The organism is Allosphingosinicella sp. (assembly GCF_036387615.1).
GTDB lineage: Bacteria > Pseudomonadota > Alphaproteobacteria > Sphingomonadales > Sphingomonadaceae > Allosphingosinicella.
Genome location: NZ_DASVTH010000022.1, coordinates 13,561 through 33,266, shown reverse-complemented (window position 1 = coordinate 33,266; position 19,706 = coordinate 13,561). Strand labels below are relative to the sequence as shown.

Here is a 19,706-nt window from a genome sequence, read left to right as displayed (position 1 = left end):
TTTCGAGGAGAATGAGCATGTCAGAGACCTGGAATGGACATCCGCTAGACGGCTGCCTTTTCGAGGACACGCCAGGACCCGCGCCGATGCTGAGGCTTGCGGACCAAGCTGCTCTGCCCCGCCGCGTGGACCTGCGCGCCCATTGTTCCCCGGTCGAGGATCAGGGCAACACCAATAGCTGCGTCGCCAACGCGATCGTCGGCGCGCTGGAACTGCATCAGCGCAAGGCTGGGATGCCCACGGTCGATCTGTCGCGGCTCTTCCTCTACTACAACGCCCGCACCCTTGCGAAGAAAGAGGGTGAGGATTGCGGCAGCTACATCCATCACGGCATGGCCGCGGTGCTCGCTTACGGCGTCTGCGAGGAAAGGATGTGGCCGTTCGAAAAGGCGATGGTGACGACCCCGCCCACCGATGCCTGCTTCAAGAATGCGGGTTCGTACGAGGCGATCCAGTTCGCGCGCACGCCGCGCGGGGAGCCGGCCATGGCGGCGCTGGCGCAGGGGCTGCCGGTGGCGTTCGGCATCGTGCTGCCCAGCGAATGTTATGACGTGGCAAAACAGACCGGCACTCTGCCCAATCCCGACACGATCCGGGTCCAGTCGGCGCCCGGCGGCCATGCCATGCTGATCGTCGGCTATGATCTGGACGAGAAGGTCTATTTCGTGCGCAACAGCTGGGGCCCCGGATATGCCAACAACGGCTATCTCAATATCCCCTTCGAAGTGATGGACCGCCACTCTCGTCCCGATCAGTTCTGGACGATCGGCGCGATCGAGCAATCGAAGGGGCTCTCGATGTTCGGCCCGTCGGTCAAGGAAAGCGTCGACCAGGTGATCTCGGTCGTGAAGACGCCGGAAGCGCTCGAGAAGATGCGCACGGGCCTTCGCAGCGATCTCAACAGCCGGCTGAACAGCTCCCGCGAAGGTTTCGCTCGCCGGCTGCGCGGAGACTAACCGCTGCCTTGCTCCACGGCGTTGCACAGATGACCCGCTCTTCAAAGGCCGGGAAGCGGCGCACGGCGCAGCGGGCGTCCGCCGCAGGTGCGCTGGATTACGGACACACTGAAGGCGGCATCATTCTGTTCGACAATGCCCGGCGAGCGCGCCGTGTTCGTTGGCTCATCTTTGGCTCCTCCGCCCTGTGCCTCGGCTGCCTGTACTCGGCCTTGGACCTGCTCCGGACCTACGGCCTGTCCCCCGGGGACGGCGGGGTGTTGCGCCCCCTGGGCGAGCGCTGGGCCGTCGCGGCGCTGCTCGCTATGCTCGGCGTGGCGCAGTTGGCCGGCATCCTCTTCTACGCCGGACTTTACCTGGTCAGGGTCGAACTTAGCGCGAAGCGTCTGATACTTTCCACGCTCCGACCCTTCGGCACGAAACGTCGTGAGGTGGAGGCGGCGAAGATCGGCAGCGTCCGCTTTCACGATTGGGCGCTGGAACCCGGATCGTCGGTTTCCACACCCTGGCTGGCGCTCCGCGTCGTAGGCCGACGCTCGCCTTTCATCCTCGACCTCGGCGCAGAGTATGTCGATCGCGCGGCGATCGAGAAATTGTGCGATGCGAGCGCCGAGTGAAGGAGGACCGCTTGCCGCCACGGCGCGGTGGCGGCTCGGTCCAGCGGGAGGCTGAAGGATGGACGCTCGTTGGCTGAAACTCGCAGCGGCCTGTTGTGCCGCGCTCCTCGCCGGTGTGCTGCTCGCCTACGCCTTTATACCGAGGCCTGAGCCCAAGCCGCTTGACGTGCGAGCAATCGCCGATGCCGCCCTGCTGTCGGTGCGGGACGAGGGCCGGCTGGTCTCCTTCACGGCCCGCTTTGCCTCGGTCGTGACGGCCAGCGAGGAGCGCCTCGGCCTGAGCGCGCGCAAGACCCTGATCATGCCGGGGACGGTCCGCTACAGCGTCGACCTCGCCAGGCTCAAGCGGGGTAACCTCGCCTGGGACGATAAGAGCCAAACGTTGACGGTCACCCTTCCGCCTCTGGAAGTGTCGTGGCCCAGCATCAACCTGAACGAAGTCCAGGAATATTCGGAAGGCGGCATATTGATGGCGCTGACCGGCACCGAGCGCGAACTCGATCAGGCCAATCAGCGCAGCGCGCAGGACGAGCTGATGCGCCAGGCGCGCGCGCCTGCCCAGATGCAGCTCGCCCGGAGCGCCGCGATGAGAATAATAGCGAGGAGTTTCGCCATTCCGCTTCGCACTGGCGGCATCGACGCCAGCGTCGTCGTGCGGTTCGTCGATCCCTCCGGGCGCGAGGCGGCGACCTTCCTCGAGCGGTCCCGCCGCGTCAACGACTCGCTTCGCGATCGGCGGGCGGGCAGCAAATGAAGTCAGCTCGCAGGCGAGCGCTTCGCGCCTCGTTCCAGCGTTTCATGGCCCGACCGCTTGGTGAGCCAAGACCGGCTGCGGCTCTGAAAGAGGGTGTCTGACCAAGAGCACACAGGAGGTACCGGTGCGAAAATCGTCTTTCTACGCCGTGGCAGCGTGCGCTTTGTCCTCTGGAGGATGCGATAGGGATGCAGCCTCACGAGAGCGGGCCTCCAAGGAGCCAGCGACGGCAGCACAGAGTCAGCCGCCCGGGCAAGTCAGGACCAGGAGTGCGGCTGGCCGGGCGAACAGGAATGCAACTGGCGGAGTGGACGATCCCGAAGCTTTCGTCCGCAGCGTCTATGCCCGGTATTCGGCTGGCGAGGTGGTAGGTTTGCCACCAGAAGCAATGAGTGCGGAGCTGAACCGTTTGCTTGAGAAGGACGCTGCCGACGCAGGCGGCGGAGTGGGGCGTTTGGACTTCGATCCGTGGGTCAACGGCCAGGACTTCGAGCTTGGCAGCGTCAAGCTGATCAGCACGGCGCAAGGTCCTGACCGGCGCCGGGTGGTCGCAAGCTTCGACAACATGGGGGAGCGGAACGTCAACCGCGTGGACTTCGAGAAGCGAGGGGGAAAGTGGTACCTGACAGACATCCAGAACGAACAACCCGATGACGATAGCGGAGGCTGGATCCTGTCAAAGCTCCTGGCTTGAAGAAGCAAGATGAGTCCCGCCACGGCGGCTGAGCAGCGACCTTCAGGTGGCGCGTTCCCCGGGAACCAGTCAGCCCCCACAGAACCGTCCTCCTCGTCGACCTGCCGTTCCCGGATTGCGGCAAGTCTCGCTGCCGGTTAGCCTTGCCGGCCGTCGACCCGTGCCGATCTCGGCCAGGTCGGGCGTGGAGGGGCGGGCATGCGGACACTCGGGGTGTTGTCGCGGACGGGGGTCAAAGCGCTGGCGGCCGGTCTGATTGCCTGGGGCGTCGCCCCGGCCACCGCCCAGCCGACCAGTCCCGCCGCTGCATCGGCACCGCTGCCGGCGGTCGACGCTGTCTCGCCGGCCGACCGCCAGCGGGGCGAGGCGCTGCTCAAGCAGGCGCTGCCGCTGCTCCTGGCTTCACAATTCGATCGGGCCGCGCCGCTCGCCAAGCAAATGGTCGCAATTTACGAGCGCGCCTGGCCGGCGCCCCCGGGCCTGACCGGACCCGTGCTCGACGAGGCTGCGCTGGTGAAGGCGGCGCTCGCGCTCGGCCCCGATCAGCTGGATCAGGCAGAGTTCATGATCCGCTACGCGATCGGCGCGCAGTTCCGCTTCCGCGAGAACAGCGACAAGATGACCTTCGGCCAATGGCCATCCGACGATGGCGACCGAATCGCGGCGCTGGGGATCGTTCTCCACCGCCGCGGCAAGGACGCCGATGCCAAGGCACTGCTCCGCATGCTCGCGAGTTCGCCGGACCTCGGCGTCCGCCAGGCCGCCACGCAGCCCTTGCTCGACGAGGTGCGGCGGCTGCGCGATGCCGGGCAGGGCAGGGCGGCCGAGGCGACCAGCCGCTTTGCGATCGACGCGCTGGGCGTGCCGGCGGCCGCCAAGGACAGGGAGTTCGCCGAGCTGAACAGCGCGCTGACCGATCTGCTGCAGGAGCGCGGCGCGGCTGCCGAAGCTGGTGCCGTGCTCGCCGGCCGGATCGCGGTTGGGACTGTCGAGGAGCGCCATCAGGCCGGCGAGAAGCTCGACGCGGCCCTCGTCCAGCTGTTCGCCGACGGCCAGGAAGATCGCGCCCGTGCGCTTCTGGCCCAAATCACCAAGGGCAATGCCGACGACCTTGGCCTGGAGGCGGCGACGAAGCTAGAAGAGCTCGCTTCCCGCACAGAGAATGCGGTGGAGGAGGAGAAATTGCGCCGGATGGCGCTTGCCATCTACGAGCGCAAAGCCGGTCCCAAAGACGTGCGCTTGAACAGGGCGATCGGGGCGCTCGCCCGTACCCAGAAGCAGCTTCACCGGCTCGACGAGGCCGAACGCCTCTACCGCCGCGCGCTCGGCGTGTCCGAGCGGCAGTGGAGCGTCGACAGCATCGGCGCGATTGCGGACATGGGGGGCCTCGCCGAGGTCCTTCAGGCGCTCGCCCGGCCGGCCGAAGCGGAGGCGGTGCTGCGGCGGATCTGGGCGATTGTGGCTGCTGACGGCGATCTGACCGACATCGATCACGGGCGCACCGCCGCGGGGCTAACGGCCGTGCTGCTCGCCCAAGGCAAGCTCGAAGAGGCTGACGGGTTCAGCCGCGACCTCGTTGCGCAGGTGGACCGCGCGGCGGGGCTGCCCGGTGACCGGCGCGTCGTCTATTACCTGCCACGGGCGGCGGTCCTGCAGCGTAGCGGCCGCTTTACCGAAGCCGAGGCGCTGCTTCGAAGGGCCGACGCAGCGCTGCCGCCCAAGCCGAGGAGCCGGCCGGGCGAGGTGGCCGACATCGATTTTCACGGGGGATTGCGCGCGGTCGTCGCCGCGGGACTGGCGGCGGCGCTCAAGGCGCAGGGTCGGCTCGCGGAGGCCGAGCCGATCCGCCGCGCCTTTTTCGAAGGTCGAAGCCTGGCCGGCACACAGGCCGACGACGCGATCGCCAGCGGCACCGAACTCGGCGAGATCGTGTCGCTGCTTGGCCGCGCCCAGGAGGCGGACACGATCTTCGCCGAGGTGGGAAAAGCAGCGCGCGACGTGTTCGGCGCCGACTCCCGGCAGGCGGCCGACGTCGCACGCGCCCATGCGCTGCACCTGCTGCGCTCCGGCCGCCCCGCGGCGGCGCTCGAGCAATCGCGCGCGTCGCTCCAGGCTTGGGCCGAGCTGCAGGACCGCATCAATCCTTCGGCGGGTGAGGCCGCCTTTCTGGAGCGCATGCGCCAGCAAAAATCAGCCGCTTGGCTGTTTGCGCGCACGGCGCTCGCGGCTTCCGCAGCCCCGCCGGTCACCGCGGAGATATTCGAGGCGCTGCAGCGCTCCGAGCTGACTGCCGCCGGCGCGGGATTGTCGCGCAAGCTCGCCCGCCAGGCCGCCTCCCGGGCCGGTTCCGAACAGGAAGCGCAGGCATGGCAGGCGGCGCAACGTGAACTTGCCGCGCTTGACGCGCGCATTGCGGACCTGGCGGTGCAGGGACGGGCCGGCGACGCCGCTCGGATAGCATTGCTAAAGGAGCGCGACGGCGCGGAGCAGCGACTCGCGGCCACCGAGCGGACCCTGCGCCAGCGCTTCCCCCGCTTCTTCGACCTCCTTGCCGCCAAACCGGTTACGCTGGATGCCTTCACCGGCCCCCGCAGCGTGCTCCGCGCCGACGAGGCTCTCGTCATTCTCGCGCCCGGATCGGCGGACCTGCCCCAGGTCTATGGCAACGGCCTCGTCGTGGTCCTCACGCGCGAGAGTGCGGGCTGGGCTCCGATCCCGCTCGCTGCAGAGGCCCTCGGGCAGGACGTTTATCGCCTCCACCAGGAATTGTCCGAGGAGGGAAGCGGCGGCACCGACGCGCCGGAGATCGAGGCGCCGACGGTGCGCTTCTCGCGCGAGCGGGCGCATCGTCTCTACCAGGCGCTCTTCGGCGATCCCAAGGTCGCGGCGCTGCTCGGGGGCAAGCAGCGCTGGACGCTGGCGCCGCAAGGGGCGCTCATTTCGTTGCCGTTCGCCGCTCTCGTCACGGCGCCGCCGCCTGGCGGCGCAGCCGGCGACTCCGATCCGGCGCAATTGCGCGCGACCGGTTGGCTCGGGCTCGAGCGGACGCTGGCAATCGTCCCATCGGTGCCATCGATCGTGCTACAGCGCAGCGCTCCCGTCCGGCAGGCGTCTGCGCGCACACCCTTCTTCGGCCTTGGCGACCCGGCGTTTCGCGGTGTTCCCGATCCGCCGCTGCCCGGTTCCCCGACCGGGTCTCGCGCGGCGCAAAGGTCGGCCGGGAACGCGCGCGCGCCCGGCCCGGTGCGAGCCTATTTCCGGGGCGGTGCCGCCAACCCGGCGGAACTCGCACGCCTGAGCCGGCTGACAGGAACGGCTTCCGAGGTCCGCGCCTTGTCCGAGATCCTGGACGCCGAACCCGGCTCCGTCGTCCTCCAGATGGAGGCGACCGAGGCCGAGTTGCGGCGCCGCAATGCTTCGGGTGCGCTTGGCCGCGCCGAGGTGATCGCCTTCGCCACGCACGGCTTGGTCGGCGGCGAGTTGGACGACACTCCGGCGGAGCCCGCACTGGCCTTAACGCCCGCGGCCGGAGCCGGCGTGCCCTCGGCCGTCAATGACGGCCTGTTGACCGCGAGCGAGGCAGCCACGCTCGATCTATCCGCGCGGCTGCTGATCCTGTCCGCGTGCAATACAGCGGCCGGGGGCTCTGCCGATGCTGAAAGTCTCTCCGGGCTTGCCCGCGCGTTTTTCTATGCGGGCGCGCGCTCCATGCTGGTCTCGCACTTCCCGATCTTCGACGCGGCCGCGCCGTTCCTCACCGGCGACACCGTCCGGCTGTCCAAGGCGCAGGCGCTCGATCCGCCGGCGGCGATGCGCGAGGCCATGCGTCGCCTGATCGCGAACGAGGCCAAGGATGCGGACGGGCTCTCGTTCGCTCACCCCAAGGCCTGGGCCGCTTTCGCGGTGGTCGACGCGAACTAAGCACGGGGCACGGGTGCCTCTGTTGAAGGGACGCTGCTCGGCGCTGGCCCGGCGGTGCCGCTTCGGCCCATCGTTAGCGCAGGCGCCCCTCCATTGCCGCCTGGAACACCAGCCGCGCGGCCGCCCTGTCGAAAGGCATGGGATTGCCGGCCGCGGAGGGGTCCGCCTCGGCCATTGAAGCGACCTGCTCGACGAGGTCGGCTGGAATGTCGAGATCGCTCAGTCTGTGGGGGATGCCAAGGCTCTCCCGAAGCTCCAGGATCCAGTCGAGGAAGCCCTCATATGAGGCCTGCCGCAGCCCGATGAACCCGGCCAGTCGACTGATCTGCACCTGGATCTCCGGTCGGTTGTAAGCCAGCACATAGGGCATGATCACTGCGTTGGTGAGGCCGTGATGCGAGCCGTGCAGAGCGCCGATAGGGTGCGAGAGTGCATGCATCCCGCCCAGCCCCTTCTGGAAAGCCGTCGCCCCCATGGAGGCGGCGACCAGCATGTGCCCGCGCGCGTCGATGTCGGAGCCGTTCGCAACCGCTCGCGGCAGCCAGTCGTGGATCAGCTTGATGCCCTCGGCTGCGATGCCGTCGCCCATTGGGTGGAAGGCCGGCGCGCAATAGGCTTCGAGGCAGTGCGAGAGCGCATCCATGCCCGTCGCAGCGGTGATGTGCGGCGGCAGCCCCAGCGTCAACTCGGGATCGAGGATCACCACGGCCGGCATCATCTTCGGGTGGAAGATGATCTTCTTGGTATGCGCCTCCTGGTCCAGGATCACGCCCGCGCGGCCAACCTCCGATCCGGTACCGGCCGTGGTCGGCACCGCGACGATAGGCGCGATCCCGGCCGGATCGGCGCGGGACCAGCAGTCTCCGACATCCTCGAAATCCCAGATCGGCCGCGTCTGTCCGGACATGAACGCCACGACCTTACCGACATCGAGCGCGCTGCCGCCGCCGAAAGCGATTACGCCGTCATGGCCGCCACTCTTGTAGGCCTGTACGCCTGCCTCCACGTCCGCGCCCACCGGGTTGGAATGGATTGCCGAAAAGACGGCGGTTTCAGCGCCAGCGGCATTCATCGCAGCAACAGTCCCGGTGACGATCGGCAATGCCGCAAGCCACGGATCGGTCACCAGCAGCGGCCGCGCGATACCGAGCGCGCGGCAGACCTCCGGTAGCTCGCTGATTCGCCCGTTGCCGAAGCGGATCGACGTCGGATAATTCCAGTTGGCGTTCGGAAGCGGCATCAACCTGTCCTGAAGTGAAAGGATTTCGGCCGCGTCACGCTGTCGAACCCGAACGGCCCGAGCGATGCGCCCCGGCCGCTATTCTTGAGGCCGGTCCAGGCGAGCGCCGGATCGAGATAGTCGCAGCGGTTCATGAACACGGTGCCCGCCTCGATCTCCCCGCCGAGCCGCTCCGCCGCGTCGAGGTCGCTCGTCCAGACCGAGGCGGTGAGGCCCAGGCCGGAGTCGTTCATCAGCGCGAGAGCTTCTTCGTCGCCACTGACCCGCATCAGCCCGATCGCGGGCCCGAACGTCTCCTCGCGCATGATCGCCATCTTGTGATCCACGCCCGTCAGCACCTGCGGCATCAGGTAGGCCGAGCCCGCCTCGTCGCGCGGGAACAGCTGCGGCTCGATATGCCGCGTCGCGCCTGCTTCCAGCGCCTGCCGGACCTGCTCGCGAACCTGGCCGGCGAGCCTCGCGCTCGACATCGGCCCGAGGCTGGTTTCCGGATCGAGCGGATCGCCGAGCCGATAGCGGTGCACTCCCTCGATGAAGCCGTCGAGGAATGGCTGCCACACATCCCGGTGCACATAGATGCGCTCTACGCCGCAGCAGGATTGGCCGGCATTGTAGAAGGCGCCGTCGACGAGCCCCTCGATCGCCCCGGACAAATCGGCGTCGGCCCGCACATAGGCCGGATCCTTGCCGCCGAGCTCGAGCGTCAGGCTGGTGAAGGAGCCTGCCGCAGCCCGCTCGATCTGCCGCCCGCCTTCCACCGAACCGGTGAAGGTCGCGTGATCGACTGCACCCGAGCCCAGCAGTCGCGCAGTCTGCTCGTGGCTGAGGAACAGATTGTGGAACAACCCTTCCGGCACGCCCGCGCCGTACAGCGCTTGGGCGTAACGCTCGCCCGCAAGCAGGGTCTGGCTGGCATGCTTGAGAAGCACCGCATTGCCGGCCAGCAAGGCGGGAACGATCGTGTTCGCGGCGGTGAGGAACGGGTAGTTCCACGGCGCGATCACCAGCACCAGACCAGCCGGCACGCGCGCGGCATAACGCCGGTCCGGCTCGGCCACCACCGGCGCAAGCGATCCGGCGGCGAGCGCCAGCATCCCCCGCACCCGCTCCACCAGCGAACGCAACTCGCCGCCGTAGCGCACCGGCCGTCCCATCTGCCAGGCGAGCTCGGGCACGATCTGCGCGTTCAGCGCCTCCATCGCCTCGAGGAAGCGGACGACGATGCGGCATCGCTCGTCCAGCGGCACCGCCGCCCATTCGCGCTGCGCCGCGCGGGCTTGGCTCAGCGCCTGCGCGATCGCGCGGTCGGAGGCGATCGGCCGCCGCGCATATTCGCGCCCGTCTACGGGCGAGATGCAAACGAGATCGTCCACGCGCGCCTGATCCTAGATGATCTCGAAATAACGCGCGAGTTGCCAGTCGGTCACTGCCTTGCGGGCCTCGCGCTCTTCCCATTCGCGGGTCGCGGCATAATGGTCGACGAATTCGGAGCCGAACAGGTCGCGCGCCGCCTCGGAGGCGCGCAGCCGCTGCGCCGCTTCCCACAGGGTGGAGGGCAGGGCGCGCTCGGGGCTCTCCTGCTCGTAGGCATTGCCCTCGATTCCCGGGTCCGGCTCGATCCTCTGCTCGATCCCCCACAGGCCCGAGCCGATCGCGGCGGCGAGCGCGAGATAGGGGTTAATGTCGGCCGCCGCGATCCGGTACTCGACCCGCTGCGAACTGGCCGAGCCACCGATCACGCGCAGGGCGCAGGTGCGGTTCTCATAGCCCCAGGTGGCGGATGTCGGCGCCCAGAAGCCCGGGATCATCCGCGTGTAGGAGTTCACCGTGGGCGCGACCATCGCCAGCAATTCCGGCATCAGCGCCTGCTGACCGCCGACATACCAGCGCATCCGCTCGGACATGTGGAGCTTGTCGCCGCGATCGAAGAAGACCGACTCTCCCGATCCCGCATCGAGCAAGGACGAATGGAGATGCCCCGACTGGCCGGGTACGTCCCGCGACCATTTCGCCATGAAGGTCGCCATCCAGCCGCGCCGCTCGCAAAGGATCTTGAGGATCGTCTTGAAAAGCGCCGCCTTGTCGGCTGCCTCCAACGCATCGTCGACCTGGATCGCAGCCTCGATCACGCCCGGGCCGGTTTCGGTATGGAGCCCTTCCAGTTCGATCCGCATGTCCTGGCACGTGGACCACAGCTCCTGGTAGAATTCCGAATGAACGCTCGAACGGAGCATCGAATAACCGAAATTGCCGGGCGTGATGGGCCGCAGATTGCGATAGCCCTTGTCGCGCGCGGATTGCGGCGTTTCGTCGAAGACGAAGAACTCGAACTCGCAGGCGGCCTTGACCTTCCAGCCCTGGCCGGCCGCGCGATCGAGCACGCGGCGAAGCATCCCGCGCGGGCAGACCGCTTCGGCTCGCCCCGTAAACTCCCCCAGGATCAGCGGAATACCGCCTTCGAACGGGAGCATTCGGAGCGTGTCGGGCAACAGCCGCGCCTCGGCGTCGGGATAAGCGGTGTGCCAGCCGGTGAAGCTGATATTGTCATACAGCTGGTCGTTGGAGTCCCAGCCGAGGACGACGTCGCAGAAGCTGAAGCCCTTTTTGAGCGCCGAGCGAAGCTTGTCCGCCGCCAGGTACTTCCCGCGGAAAATGCCGTCGAGGTCGAACACGCCGATCTTGGCGCAAGCCGGCTTTCGCTCGGAGACGAGCTTCACGATTTCCTGGTTCGATAGCGGCACACCGGTCTCCTCGCCGGCTTGTCTCATGGACCCGGGCGAGCCGCAATGCCGCCGCTTCGGTACCTGACCGCTTATTTGAAGAAAGACGGCCCCAATTCTTTTGGCGAACCGGCTGCCTGGCCGGTCGCTCCGGCTAGCGGGATCCGAAGCTGCGGGTGATCGAGGTGCCGACCATCAGGTTGGGCGCGCCGGCGCTATAGCCCTTGCTGCCGAACAGGGTCCAGGCCCAGCCCGGCGCGAGCGGACCGGTGGCAGCGGCGAATAACTCCCGCGAGCCCGCGCCGCCGACCAGGGCCTGCGAGCTTTCGTGAGACGCGACAAGCGTCACGCGGCCGAAGCTGGCCATGACGCCGGCCGATGTCGCCCAGCCGTCGCGCAGCCGCACCATGCGCATGTCGCCGAAGGTGCGATAGCTGGCGGACAGATAGGGTGTGACGTTGCCGAAGGAGCGCGACAGCTCCACGCCGACGCCGGTGTCCAGCTTGCCCGTGGAAAGGGAGCGAGCGCCCGTCGGCAGCTTCGCATGCGCCGTCAGCCGGGCCTGAACCGGAAAGTCCTGTCCGATCGGCAGCTGCCGCGAAACTCTCAATGTGACATCGCCATAGCCGGACTGCCGCCCGCGGCGAATTTCTGCACCGCCGATGATCGCGCCGTCTATGGAGAGCGCGCCCGAGGCGCCGCTGTCGATGGCGAGGTAGGGGAGGGTGACGCCCAGTTCCCAATCCTTGATCTGCGTGCGAACGCCGATCGTGGACGAGGCCACTCTCGTTTCATCCGTTCCGCCGAAGCGGCCGCTGGAAAGGCTGCCACTGGTGCTGATGCTATAGCTCGCCGCTCCGGCCGTTGCCGGGCAGGAAGCGATCAGGATCAGGAGCAGAGCCTTACGCATGGACGCCTCGCCAGGAATTTGGTGGGACCGGCGTCGCCGGCCCCACCAGTATCAGGAGTAGATTAGCGGCCGCGAGCGGCAGCGCGGGCGGCGTCAGCCGCAGCGCGGGCCTGAGCGGCCTGGGCCTTCGCAGCAGCGCGGATCGCATCGGCTTCGGCGCGGCTGTTGACGTTGCCGGCGCCAAGGACGTTGCCCGGGGAAACGATCACGGGCTTCACGCCGGTGACCGGCGGCTTCACGCCAACGATCGGCGGCTTATAGCCCTGCGCGCCGGCGGCGGTGGCGAGAGTGACGAGCAGAACCGCCGAGGCGGTGCGGGTGAACTTGTTCATTGCCAAAACTCCTAAAATCCAGCGCCGCCTCTGTGCGGGCTGAGTTCGTTTTGGCTTATTCTGTTTGACTAAAAGTTAAGCTGGAAACCAAATCGTACTTACTTATCAAGTAACTATGATCAGGCCAAAGCGGATCAGAACACCACCGGAAGCCGGATCACGGTGCGCAGGTCCGTTGCGTCTTCGGTCGCACCGACTTCGAACGCCCAATTGAGGTTGGTGCGATTGTTGATCCGGTACGTGACGCCGAACAGAAGTCGACCGAGCTGAAGATCGCGGGAATTCTGCGTAATCAGCCCAGGATCGTTATCCTCGGGCGGGTTGCGCAGCCGCACCTTGGTCTCGGTGCCGAGCACCCAACTATGCGCATAGCCGAGATTGAACGACGTGCGCTGATTGAGCGAGACACCCAGCCCGAAGCTCGCCGAAATTGCGCCGCCCGGCTCGACCCGTTCGATGCGGAGATCCCCGATCTCCGTATTCACGTTGTCTCCGAAATTGTAGCTGTAACCCAATGTGCCGAACAGGACTGCGGGGTCGCTCGGCAATATTGCGGTCAAGCTCGGCGAGATTGCGAAGAACCCGGCTCCGGTGGCCGCTTCGAGCTGACGCCCGAGCGCGTCTCGCGGCACTTCGAAAGCGCTGTTTCCGGTGGGTATCACCGTTTGCAGGTTCGCGATCAGGAACGGCCGGCCAGGGCGCCCCGAAAACAGCTGGTAGCGCGCCGAAAGCTCGAGATCTCCGATTCCCTCGCCTTTGGTCGAGGTGGCGATCGGCTCTGGGGTTTCTCCCGGTACGATCGGCGTCACCACCGTATTCTCAGCGCGATAGACGAAAGGCAGTCGGACACCGACTTCCAGCCGGTCGGTCAACCCGTAACGCAAGCCTGCGGCGGTCGTCAGCACATCCTGTCGACTCTCGTTGATGTCGAACTGGCCGATGAGCAGCACTTCGACGAGTTCGATCCCCCGGAACAACGCTCGATTGCGGTCGGCCCGGGCGTATTCCAAGCTCAGTTCGCCGGTGAACTGCCCTGCGCGCGTGACGATGCTTCCCTGATCCCCGAGCACCGCCACCTGCGGCATCTCGATCTGAGCCGGCGCTTCTCCGACCTGCTCGACGCCGGCCGGGGTGTTCGCCGCGGCCGCGCCCGGGGGGCGGGCAGGGGCGGACGCGATCGCAGTGCCGGCGGTCGCCGGGGATTGCTCGCCTGCAAGTGCGGCGTTCTGTACACGCGCTTCCAGAGCGCGAAGGCGCGCCTCCTGCGCCTCCAGGGTGCGCCGCTGCGCCTCAAGTTCGCTGCGCGCCTGCGCAAGCTCAGCAGTCAGCGTCTCGACCGTGGCGGGTTGCGCAAAAGCAGGCGCGAGCGGCAGCGGAAGCACGACAGCCCCCAGGGCATATCCGAGCCCGGAACGGAAACGCATCTGAAACCCCTTCTTACCTGCGGCCGAGCGCAGCAGCCGCATCCAACCCGAGCGCTTCGACGCGGAACAGCGCCGAGCCGGTATTGAGGGGAGTCGCATTCCTGACGTCAAGGTTCATGATCGTAGACGTGTCGATCATGATATCATTTCCGCTGTTTGCGGCAATTGTGCCATAGGCCTGGCCGACCAGGTGGCGAACATCCAGGGTCGGCTGCGACAGCACGACCTGCTGGCCTTGTGTAGTCTGATCGATGCGAACGACGCCTCCGGCGGCTTCCACCGACGGACCGCCGGCAGAGACATCGAGCTTGGCGAGCCCGGCAGGCTGCTCCCCAATCGCCATGTGCGTGCCGCCGACGGTTACTGCAGTGCTTGTGCCCACACCCGCCGCGTTGGCGATCCCGGCGGCGGTGATCGGGCTCGCCGAGTTCGTGACTGCCCCGCCCGCGCTCTGGATCGCGGCGGGGATTCCGCCGGAGGCGACAGCGTTGGTCATGCTCGTGTTCGTTGACGCGGCGCTCTCCACGCCGGTCGCTCCAGCGGCGCTGCCGCCGGTGAGGACGTTTGCCGCGCTGGCCGCGCTTGCAGTTGCCGCGCCCGCATCCGCGGCCGCACCAGCGGACGTGGCCGCCGTCGCCGTGCTTGATCCCGTCGCGCTCGCGCTCTCGACCCCAGCCGCTCCGGAGCCCCCGCCGGCAATAACGGCATTGGCAGCGCCAGCGCCGGCCGCGATCGCGGCTTCCGCCCCCGCCGCCGCCGTCGCACTGCTAGCCGTCGCGGCGGATGCTGCGTTCGATCCGGCGGCGCTCGCGCTCTGGGCGTCAGCCACTCCGGCGCTTCCGCCGGCGCTAACCGCGTTGGCCGCACCTGCGCCGGCTGCAATCGCGCTGTCGGCGCCTGCCGCTGCAGTCGCACCGCCGGTCGCCGCGGCAGTTGCCGCACCCGTTCCCGCCGCGGTCGCGCTTTCGACGCCAGCCGCGCCACTGGCCGCGGCGACGCTGGTCGCGCTCGCGCCGGCCGTGCTTGCACCTTCGGCTCCCGTCGCTGCCGCGGAACCGCCGCTGGTAGTCGCGGCGCCTGCTGCGCTCGTCGCAGCCGCGCTGGCGCTTTCGACAGCCGCTCCTGCACCCGCGGTGGCGGCTCCGACGCCGGCTCCAGCTCCGACGCCAGCTCCAGCTCCAGCTCCAGCTCCGGCTCCGACGCCAGCTTCAGCCCTGGCGGCAGCTCCAGCCCCGGCGGCAGCTCCAGCTCCGGCGCCTGCTCCAGCGTTGGTCGCGCTCGATGCGGCGGTGCCGCCGCTGGCACTGGCTGTGCCTGTGTTGCTGTTGTTCGTGCCAGCGGCCGCGATGCCGGTTCCAGGCGTTGCGCTCTGGCCCGTGCCGGGGTCCGTCCTTCCGAAGACGCTCAGGACTGGCGGCCCCTGGTTGGCCACGAAGACGGTGCGCAACAGCAGCACGCCGTTCACCCGCGTATCGCTCTGCACCGCGATCGAGACGTTGACGCCGCCGGGAAGGCTGAAGCCGCCGCGAAGCCCCGCAAGCTCGGCCTCGCTCACCGGGGCTGCGCCGAAGGCGAGCTCCTCCGCGGCGGCGGGCGCCGCTGCGATCAGCGCGGTGCCTGCGAGGAGGATGGTCGAGGACGTCTTCATTCTAAAAATCCGTAATAAAAGGGGCCGTCAGCGCGAGCGCTTGCTGGCTCAGCGGATCGGTGAAGCCCGCTCCGATCGGCGCGCGTGAGAAGCTCGCCCATTGTACGTCGCCGTTGTAGCTAGCACGGCCGCGGTCGGCATGCGAGTTGATCGCGAAATAAACGCCGTTCCATGCCTGCTTGAATTCGGGGATGCGCATCGTCTTGAGGCCGAGCGCCGGATCCCCGACCAGCACTTCCTCCTTGGAAATGCCTTTGACGACCACGAAATGCTTGTAGCCGTTGATGTTCACGAGCGCGATGCCGGGGACTCCGGCGCGGGTCGCTTCCTCCAGCGAAACCTTGAAGCCATCGGCCTTGAAGCCGAGCTTCGACAAGTAGAGCTTCATGTCGAGAAGCGAGAAGCCGAGCTTGCGGATCTGGGCGCGGTCGCCCTCGGCCCACATGCCGCGAAAGGCGTCCTCTTCGGCCAGCTTCACGCCATAATGATATTTGAGAAGGGTCGCCAGCGCGGCGGAACCGCAGCTGAAATCGTACTTCTGCCGGATCACCGTTTCGAAACGGCGTTCCTCGAAGGAGCGGACCGGGATTGAGAAGTCGCCGATCGGGCCGCTCAACCCGCCAAAGGCTGGGCGGCTCGGCAACTCGGCCGCGCAGCCGCTCAGAAGCAGGCCCGCGCCGATCAGTAGCTTGTATGGAGATCCCCCAGCCATGGTGCCGGGCCTAGGGCTGCGGCGATGCGGGAACCATGACGATGTTGACGTTCATGGAGGCGTTCATCGAGACGTTGTTGCCGGAATTCGCGTTGATGACGGTCATGCCGGATGCGGTCTGGAAGGCGTTGTCGCTAAAGGAGACGCCGCCGGTGGTCGACGGGCCGTTGATGCTGTTGCCGGTCACCGTGCTGCTCTGTGTGCTTTTTGCCGTCTGGGAGAGATCCTCGCGGGCCGTGGCTTTTTCGAGCACTTCGTCGCCTGCCGCCTTTTCCTGCGCGAACGGAGCCGACTGCACCGCCGTGTCAGGCTTTGCGGGCGTCGAACTCGTCTGAGCGGACGCTGTGCCGGCCAGCGAGGCCGTCGCGGCGATGCCGGCGAGAATGATGCGAAGTCGGATACTCATGATCAATTCCGTCTGTAGCTCAGGCTGAGCGAGAAAAAGGGGCGGCGACAGACTGCCGCCGCCCCTGGGTAGCCTTGGTTATTGCGGCATCGTCACGCTGCCGACCGCCACGTTGGAGCTCGCATTCTGCGAAGCGCCATGTGCGGTGTTGAAGTTGACGGAGAGGACGCCGTTTGCGTTCTGGAACGCGCTGTCGCCCAGGTTGATCGAACCGTCATGGGTCGAGGCAGCCGCGTCGGAGGTGCTGGCGAAATTCACCGTCACTCCGCTGACATGGCTGGACAGAACTGCGTTGGAGACCGTTGCATCGTCGCCGAAGGCTTGGCTGCTATTGCCCTTGCTGCTGCTGTCGTTGTTCCGATTGTCGCCGTTATTGTCGTTGTTGCGGCTGACAAAGGAATTGTCCTCGACCGAAGCGCCGTTGGTCGCGGAGTTGCGGCCGCTGGCGTTGTCGCGATCACTGCCATTGTCGTCGTTATTGACGCTGGTCGTCGAGCTGTCGGTCACCGTGCTGCCGTTGTTGGCAGAATGCTCACCGGAAGCGTCGCCGTTATTGTTGTTGCGAGCATCGCCATTGTTGTCGTTGTCGCGGCTCACGAACGAGTTGTCGCTATTGTCCTGACCGCTGTTGTCAGTGGTCGTGGAGCCGTTGTTGGCGGCATGGCTACCGTCGGAGTCGCCATTGTTGTTGTCGCGATTGTCGCCATTGTCGTCATTGTCGCGGCTCACGAACGAATTGTCCGTGCTGGTTCCGCCATTGTTCGACGAATTGCGACCGTCCGCCGAGCTGTTGTTGTTGCCGTCGTCGCCGCGACCCACGCTGTTGTCCTGGCCGCTATTGTCGGTGCTCGTGCCGCCATTGTTGGCCGAATTGCGACCGTCAGCCGAGCTGTTGTTGTTAGCGTCGTCGCCATTCTCCTGGGTCGACGTGCCGCCGTTGTTGGAGGCGTTGTTGCCTTCAGCCGTGCTGTTGTTCTGGTTTGACGTCCCGCCGTTGTTGGAGGCGTTGTTGCCGTCGGCCGTGCTGTTGTTGTTGGCGTCGTCACCATTCTCCTGGGTCGACGTGCCACCATTGTTGGAAGCATTGTTGCCGTCGGCCGAGCTGTTGTTGTTGGCGTCGTCGCCATTCTCCTGGTTCGACGTGCCCCCATTGTTCGAGGCGTTGTTGCCCGAGGCGTCACTATTGTCCTGGGTGGAGGTGCCGCCGAAGTTCGACGAATTGTCGCCGCTCGACGACAGGTCGTTGGCATCGTCGCCATTCTCCTGAGTGGAGGTGCCGCCGTTGTTGGAAGCGTTGGTGCCCGACGCGTCGCTGTTGTTGTTGGCGTCGTCACCATTCTCTTGGGTGCTATTGTCCTGGTTGGACGTGCCGCCGTTGTTGGAGGCGTTCACCCCGTCCGCCGAGCTGTTGTTGTTGGCGTCGTTGCCATTCTCCTGGGTCGACGTGCCGCCATTGTTGGACGCGTTCACCCCGTCGGCCGAGCTGTTGTTGTTGGAGTCGTCGCCATTCTCGTTGCTGTTGGTGCTGCCATTGGTTGCAGAACCATCGCCGCTCGCGTCATTGGTCGACGAGGACTGGCCCGAAGCCGAACCGTTGCTGCCGTCGGCGGTGTTGCCGTTGCCGTCATTCTCGTCGTCGCCATTCTCTTCGTTGGCGTTGACGACGTTGTCGTTGCCCGACGCCGCGCTGTCGCCGGCCGCGGCACTGCCGTTGCCGTCATTCTCGTCGTCACCATTCTCTTCGTTGGCGTTGACGGTGTTGCCGACGCCGGTAGCAGCGCTGTCACCAGCGCCAACGTCGCCGTTGCCGTCGTTCTCGTCATCGCCATTCTCTTCGTTGGCGGTCACCGTGCCGTTGCCCGTCGCCGAGCTGTCGCCGGCAGCGGAGTCATTGCTGTTGGTGCTGCCGTTATTGGCCGACTGGGCCCCGGTTGCGTCGCTGGTCGACGAGCCGCTGCCCGAGTTCGAGCCGTTGCTGCCGTCGGCGCTGTTGCCGTCATTGCTGGCGTCAAGCGCAGTGCCGTTGCCGCTGGCCGCGGTGTCGCCCGCAGCCGCATCGCCATCGTCGCCATTGTCCGACGTCGCGGTCGAGCCGTTGTTGGCTGAACCATCACCGGCGGAGGTGCTGGTCGAGGTCGACAGGCCCGAAGCGGACCCATTGCTGCCGTCCGCGGTAGCCCCATTGCCGTCATTCTCGTCGTCGCCGTTCTCGTCGTTCGAGTTCGTGCTGCCATTGGTGGCCGAGCCGTCGCCGGCTGCGTCGTTGGTCACGTCCGCGCTGCCCGAACCCGAGCCATTGCTGGCGTCGGCGCTGTTACCGTCGGCACCGTCGTTCGACACCGCCGTCGAGCCATTGGTGGCCGAGCCGTCGCCAGTGGCATCGTTACCGACGACGCCGCTGCCCGCATTGGAGCCGTTGCTGGCGTCGGCGCTGTTGGCGTCGCTGCTGTCGTCGCTGACATCGCCCGCGCCGCTGGCGCTGTTCTCGCCCGCGACGTTGCTGTTGTCGCTGTTGGCCTGACCGGTAGCGTTCTGGCCGGCCGCCTGGACGGAGTCGCCGCCGTCGCCGCCTTCGCCGCCAGCACCGCCGGTGCCGCTGGTGCCACCGACTGCCGTGCCGCCGATCCCGCCGTCGCCGGCCGCGCCGCCGGTCGCGTCGCCGCTGGCGCCACCCGCGCCGCTGGTGCTGGTGGCAGCGCCAGACTCGCCGCCTTCGCCACCTTCGCCGCTCGATGCGTCCCCGGCAGGCCCGCTGGTCGCGATGCCGCTCGCGGCGCCTTCGCCGCCGAGGCCGCCAGTGCCCGCAGCGCCGACCCCGCCGACGGCAACGCCGCCGTCGCCGCCATCAGCGGTGCCGGTCATTGCGTCTCCGCCGTCTCCGCCGGTACCGGCATCGCCACCAATGCCGCCAATGCCGCCGGTGGCATTATTGGTGCCGCCGGCACCACCTTCGCCGCCGTCGGCATCGCCGCCGTCACCACCTGCGCCCGCGCCGCCAATGCCGCCGTCGCCGCCATCGCCGCTTGCCGCGTCGCCGCTGTCGCCGCCGGTCGCAGCGCCGCTATCGCCGCCTTCGCCGGCATCACCGCTTGTGGTGTCGCCGTTTACGCCGCCGGTGCCGCCGGTGCCGGTCGTCACCGGACCGATCGAGCCGCCGTTTCCGCCGGCTGCGGCAGTGGCGTCGCCGCCATCACCAGTGTCACCACCGACTCCGCCAGCGCCGCCGGCGCCGCCCGGGCCAGCCGCTCCGCCGACAGTTACGCCTTGCGCCATCGCGCCGCTCGCCAGCAGCATGGCCAGCGCGGAGGTCGCGAGAAGATGAGAAGTTTTCATGATTGGGATGCTCCCTGAGAGTGTTTCTTCTGAACTGTA

Annotated in this window: 15 protein-coding genes; 5 read left to right on the top strand and 10 right to left on the bottom strand. The window is 67.3% G+C overall.

The annotated features are described in order from the left end of the window. The first annotated feature begins 17 nt into the window (after window positions 1-17). The 5 genes from VF631_RS03260 to VF631_RS03240 all read left to right on the top strand — a co-directional run bounded on the left by VF631_RS03260 (window position 18) and on the right by VF631_RS03240 (window position 6,942). Window positions 18-956: a C1 family peptidase gene (locus VF631_RS03260; RefSeq protein ID WP_431848838.1), complete on the top strand. Its 939-nt coding sequence runs from the start codon at window positions 18-20 to the stop codon at window positions 954-956. 29 nt (window positions 957-985) lie between these two features. Beyond that, window positions 986-1,573 carry a hypothetical protein gene (locus VF631_RS03255; protein ID WP_431848837.1) on the top strand — a complete coding sequence of 196 codons (588 nt, stop codon included), beginning with the start codon at window positions 986-988 and terminating at the stop codon, window positions 1,571-1,573. Window positions 1,574-1,631: 58 nt separating this feature from the next. Beyond that, window positions 1,632-2,327, top strand: coding sequence for a DUF4230 domain-containing protein (locus VF631_RS03250; protein ID WP_431848836.1), 696 nt, complete (start codon window positions 1,632-1,634; stop codon window positions 2,325-2,327). Between the two features lie 307 nt (window positions 2,328-2,634). Beyond that, window positions 2,635-3,021 (top strand): hypothetical protein, encoded by a 387-nt coding sequence (locus VF631_RS03245; protein ID WP_431848835.1) that lies wholly within the window; start codon window positions 2,635-2,637, stop codon window positions 3,019-3,021. Between the two features lie 198 nt (window positions 3,022-3,219). Further along, the gene (locus tag VF631_RS03240; protein WP_431848834.1) at window positions 3,220-6,942 is read left to right on the top strand and encodes a CHAT domain-containing protein; all 3,723 of its coding nucleotides are present in this window, start codon (window positions 3,220-3,222) and stop codon (window positions 6,940-6,942) included. 73 nt (window positions 6,943-7,015) lie between these two features. On the opposite strand, the gene VF631_RS03235 is transcribed toward VF631_RS03240, so the two are convergent. From VF631_RS03235 to VF631_RS03190, 10 genes are all read right to left on the bottom strand, one after another. Further along, window positions 7,016-8,182 (bottom strand): iron-containing alcohol dehydrogenase, encoded by a 1,167-nt coding sequence (locus tag VF631_RS03235; protein WP_431848833.1) that lies wholly within the window; start codon window positions 8,180-8,182, stop codon window positions 7,016-7,018. Then, entirely contained in the window at window positions 8,182-9,555 is a 1,374-nt protein-coding gene (locus tag VF631_RS03230; protein WP_431848832.1) for an aldehyde dehydrogenase family protein, read from the bottom strand. Before VF631_RS03230 ends, VF631_RS03235 begins: the two co-directional genes overlap by 1 nt. Window positions 9,556-9,567: 12 nt before the next feature. Beyond that, window positions 9,568-10,950, bottom strand: coding sequence for a glutamine synthetase family protein (locus VF631_RS03225; protein ID WP_431848831.1), 1,383 nt, complete (start codon window positions 10,948-10,950; stop codon window positions 9,568-9,570). A gap of 106 nt (window positions 10,951-11,056) precedes the next feature. Then, entirely contained in the window at window positions 11,057-11,812 is a 756-nt protein-coding gene (locus VF631_RS03220; RefSeq protein WP_431848830.1) for a hypothetical protein, read from the bottom strand. Window positions 11,813-11,874: 62 nt separating this feature from the next. Further along, complete coding sequence (locus VF631_RS03215) at window positions 11,875-12,144, bottom strand: hypothetical protein (RefSeq protein WP_431848829.1); 270 nt, start codon at window positions 12,142-12,144, stop codon at window positions 11,875-11,877. A 134-nt stretch (window positions 12,145-12,278) separates the two neighbouring features. Continuing rightward, window positions 12,279-13,568, bottom strand: a complete 1,290-nt coding sequence (locus tag VF631_RS03210; RefSeq protein ID WP_431848828.1) for a transporter — start codon at window positions 13,566-13,568, stop codon at window positions 12,279-12,281. Window positions 13,569-13,581: 13 nt separating this feature from the next. Further along, the gene (locus VF631_RS03205) at window positions 13,582-15,216 is read right to left on the bottom strand and encodes a hypothetical protein (RefSeq protein ID WP_431848827.1); all 1,635 of its coding nucleotides are present in this window, start codon (window positions 15,214-15,216) and stop codon (window positions 13,582-13,584) included. A gap of 1 nt (window position 15,217) precedes the next feature. Next, on the bottom strand, window positions 15,218-15,928 hold the full coding sequence (locus tag VF631_RS03200; protein WP_431848826.1) for a C39 family peptidase: 711 nt from the start codon (window positions 15,926-15,928) through the stop codon (window positions 15,218-15,220). A gap of 10 nt (window positions 15,929-15,938) precedes the next feature. Further along, window positions 15,939-16,334 carry a hypothetical protein gene (locus VF631_RS03195; protein ID WP_431848825.1) on the bottom strand — a complete coding sequence of 132 codons (396 nt, stop codon included), beginning with the start codon at window positions 16,332-16,334 and terminating at the stop codon, window positions 15,939-15,941. Between the two features lie 78 nt (window positions 16,335-16,412). Next, complete coding sequence (locus VF631_RS03190) at window positions 16,413-19,667, bottom strand: beta strand repeat-containing protein (RefSeq protein WP_431848824.1); 3,255 nt, start codon at window positions 19,665-19,667, stop codon at window positions 16,413-16,415. Window positions 19,668-19,706 lie beyond the last annotated feature (39 nt).

Coding starts and splice junctions, on each gene's coding strand:
- VF631_RS03255 (WP_431848837.1), top strand. CDS start 986: ATGACCCGCTCTTCAAAGGCCGGGAAGCGGCGCACGGCGCAGCGGGCG.
- VF631_RS03225 (WP_431848831.1), bottom strand. CDS start 10,950: ATGAGACAAGCCGGCGAGGAGACCGGTGTGCCGCTATCGAACCAGGAA.
- VF631_RS03215 (WP_431848829.1), bottom strand. CDS start 12,144: ATGAACAAGTTCACCCGCACCGCCTCGGCGGTTCTGCTCGTCACTCTC.
- VF631_RS03210 (WP_431848828.1), bottom strand. CDS start 13,568: ATGCGTTTCCGTTCCGGGCTCGGATATGCCCTGGGGGCTGTCGTGCTT.
- VF631_RS03220 (WP_431848830.1), bottom strand. CDS start 11,812: ATGCGTAAGGCTCTGCTCCTGATCCTGATCGCTTCCTGCCCGGCAACG.
- VF631_RS03200 (WP_431848826.1), bottom strand. CDS start 15,928: ATGGCTGGGGGATCTCCATACAAGCTACTGATCGGCGCGGGCCTGCTT.
- VF631_RS03205 (WP_431848827.1), bottom strand. CDS start 15,216: ATGAAGACGTCCTCGACCATCCTCCTCGCAGGCACCGCGCTGATCGCA.
- VF631_RS03190 (WP_431848824.1), bottom strand. CDS start 19,667: ATGAAAACTTCTCATCTTCTCGCGACCTCCGCGCTGGCCATGCTGCTG.
- VF631_RS03195 (WP_431848825.1), bottom strand. CDS start 16,334: ATGAGTATCCGACTTCGCATCATTCTCGCCGGCATCGCCGCGACGGCC.
- VF631_RS03250 (WP_431848836.1), top strand. CDS start 1,632: ATGGACGCTCGTTGGCTGAAACTCGCAGCGGCCTGTTGTGCCGCGCTC.
- VF631_RS03240 (WP_431848834.1), top strand. CDS start 3,220: ATGCGGACACTCGGGGTGTTGTCGCGGACGGGGGTCAAAGCGCTGGCG.
- VF631_RS03260 (WP_431848838.1), top strand. CDS start 18: ATGTCAGAGACCTGGAATGGACATCCGCTAGACGGCTGCCTTTTCGAG.
- VF631_RS03235 (WP_431848833.1), bottom strand. CDS start 8,182: ATGCCGCTTCCGAACGCCAACTGGAATTATCCGACGTCGATCCGCTTC.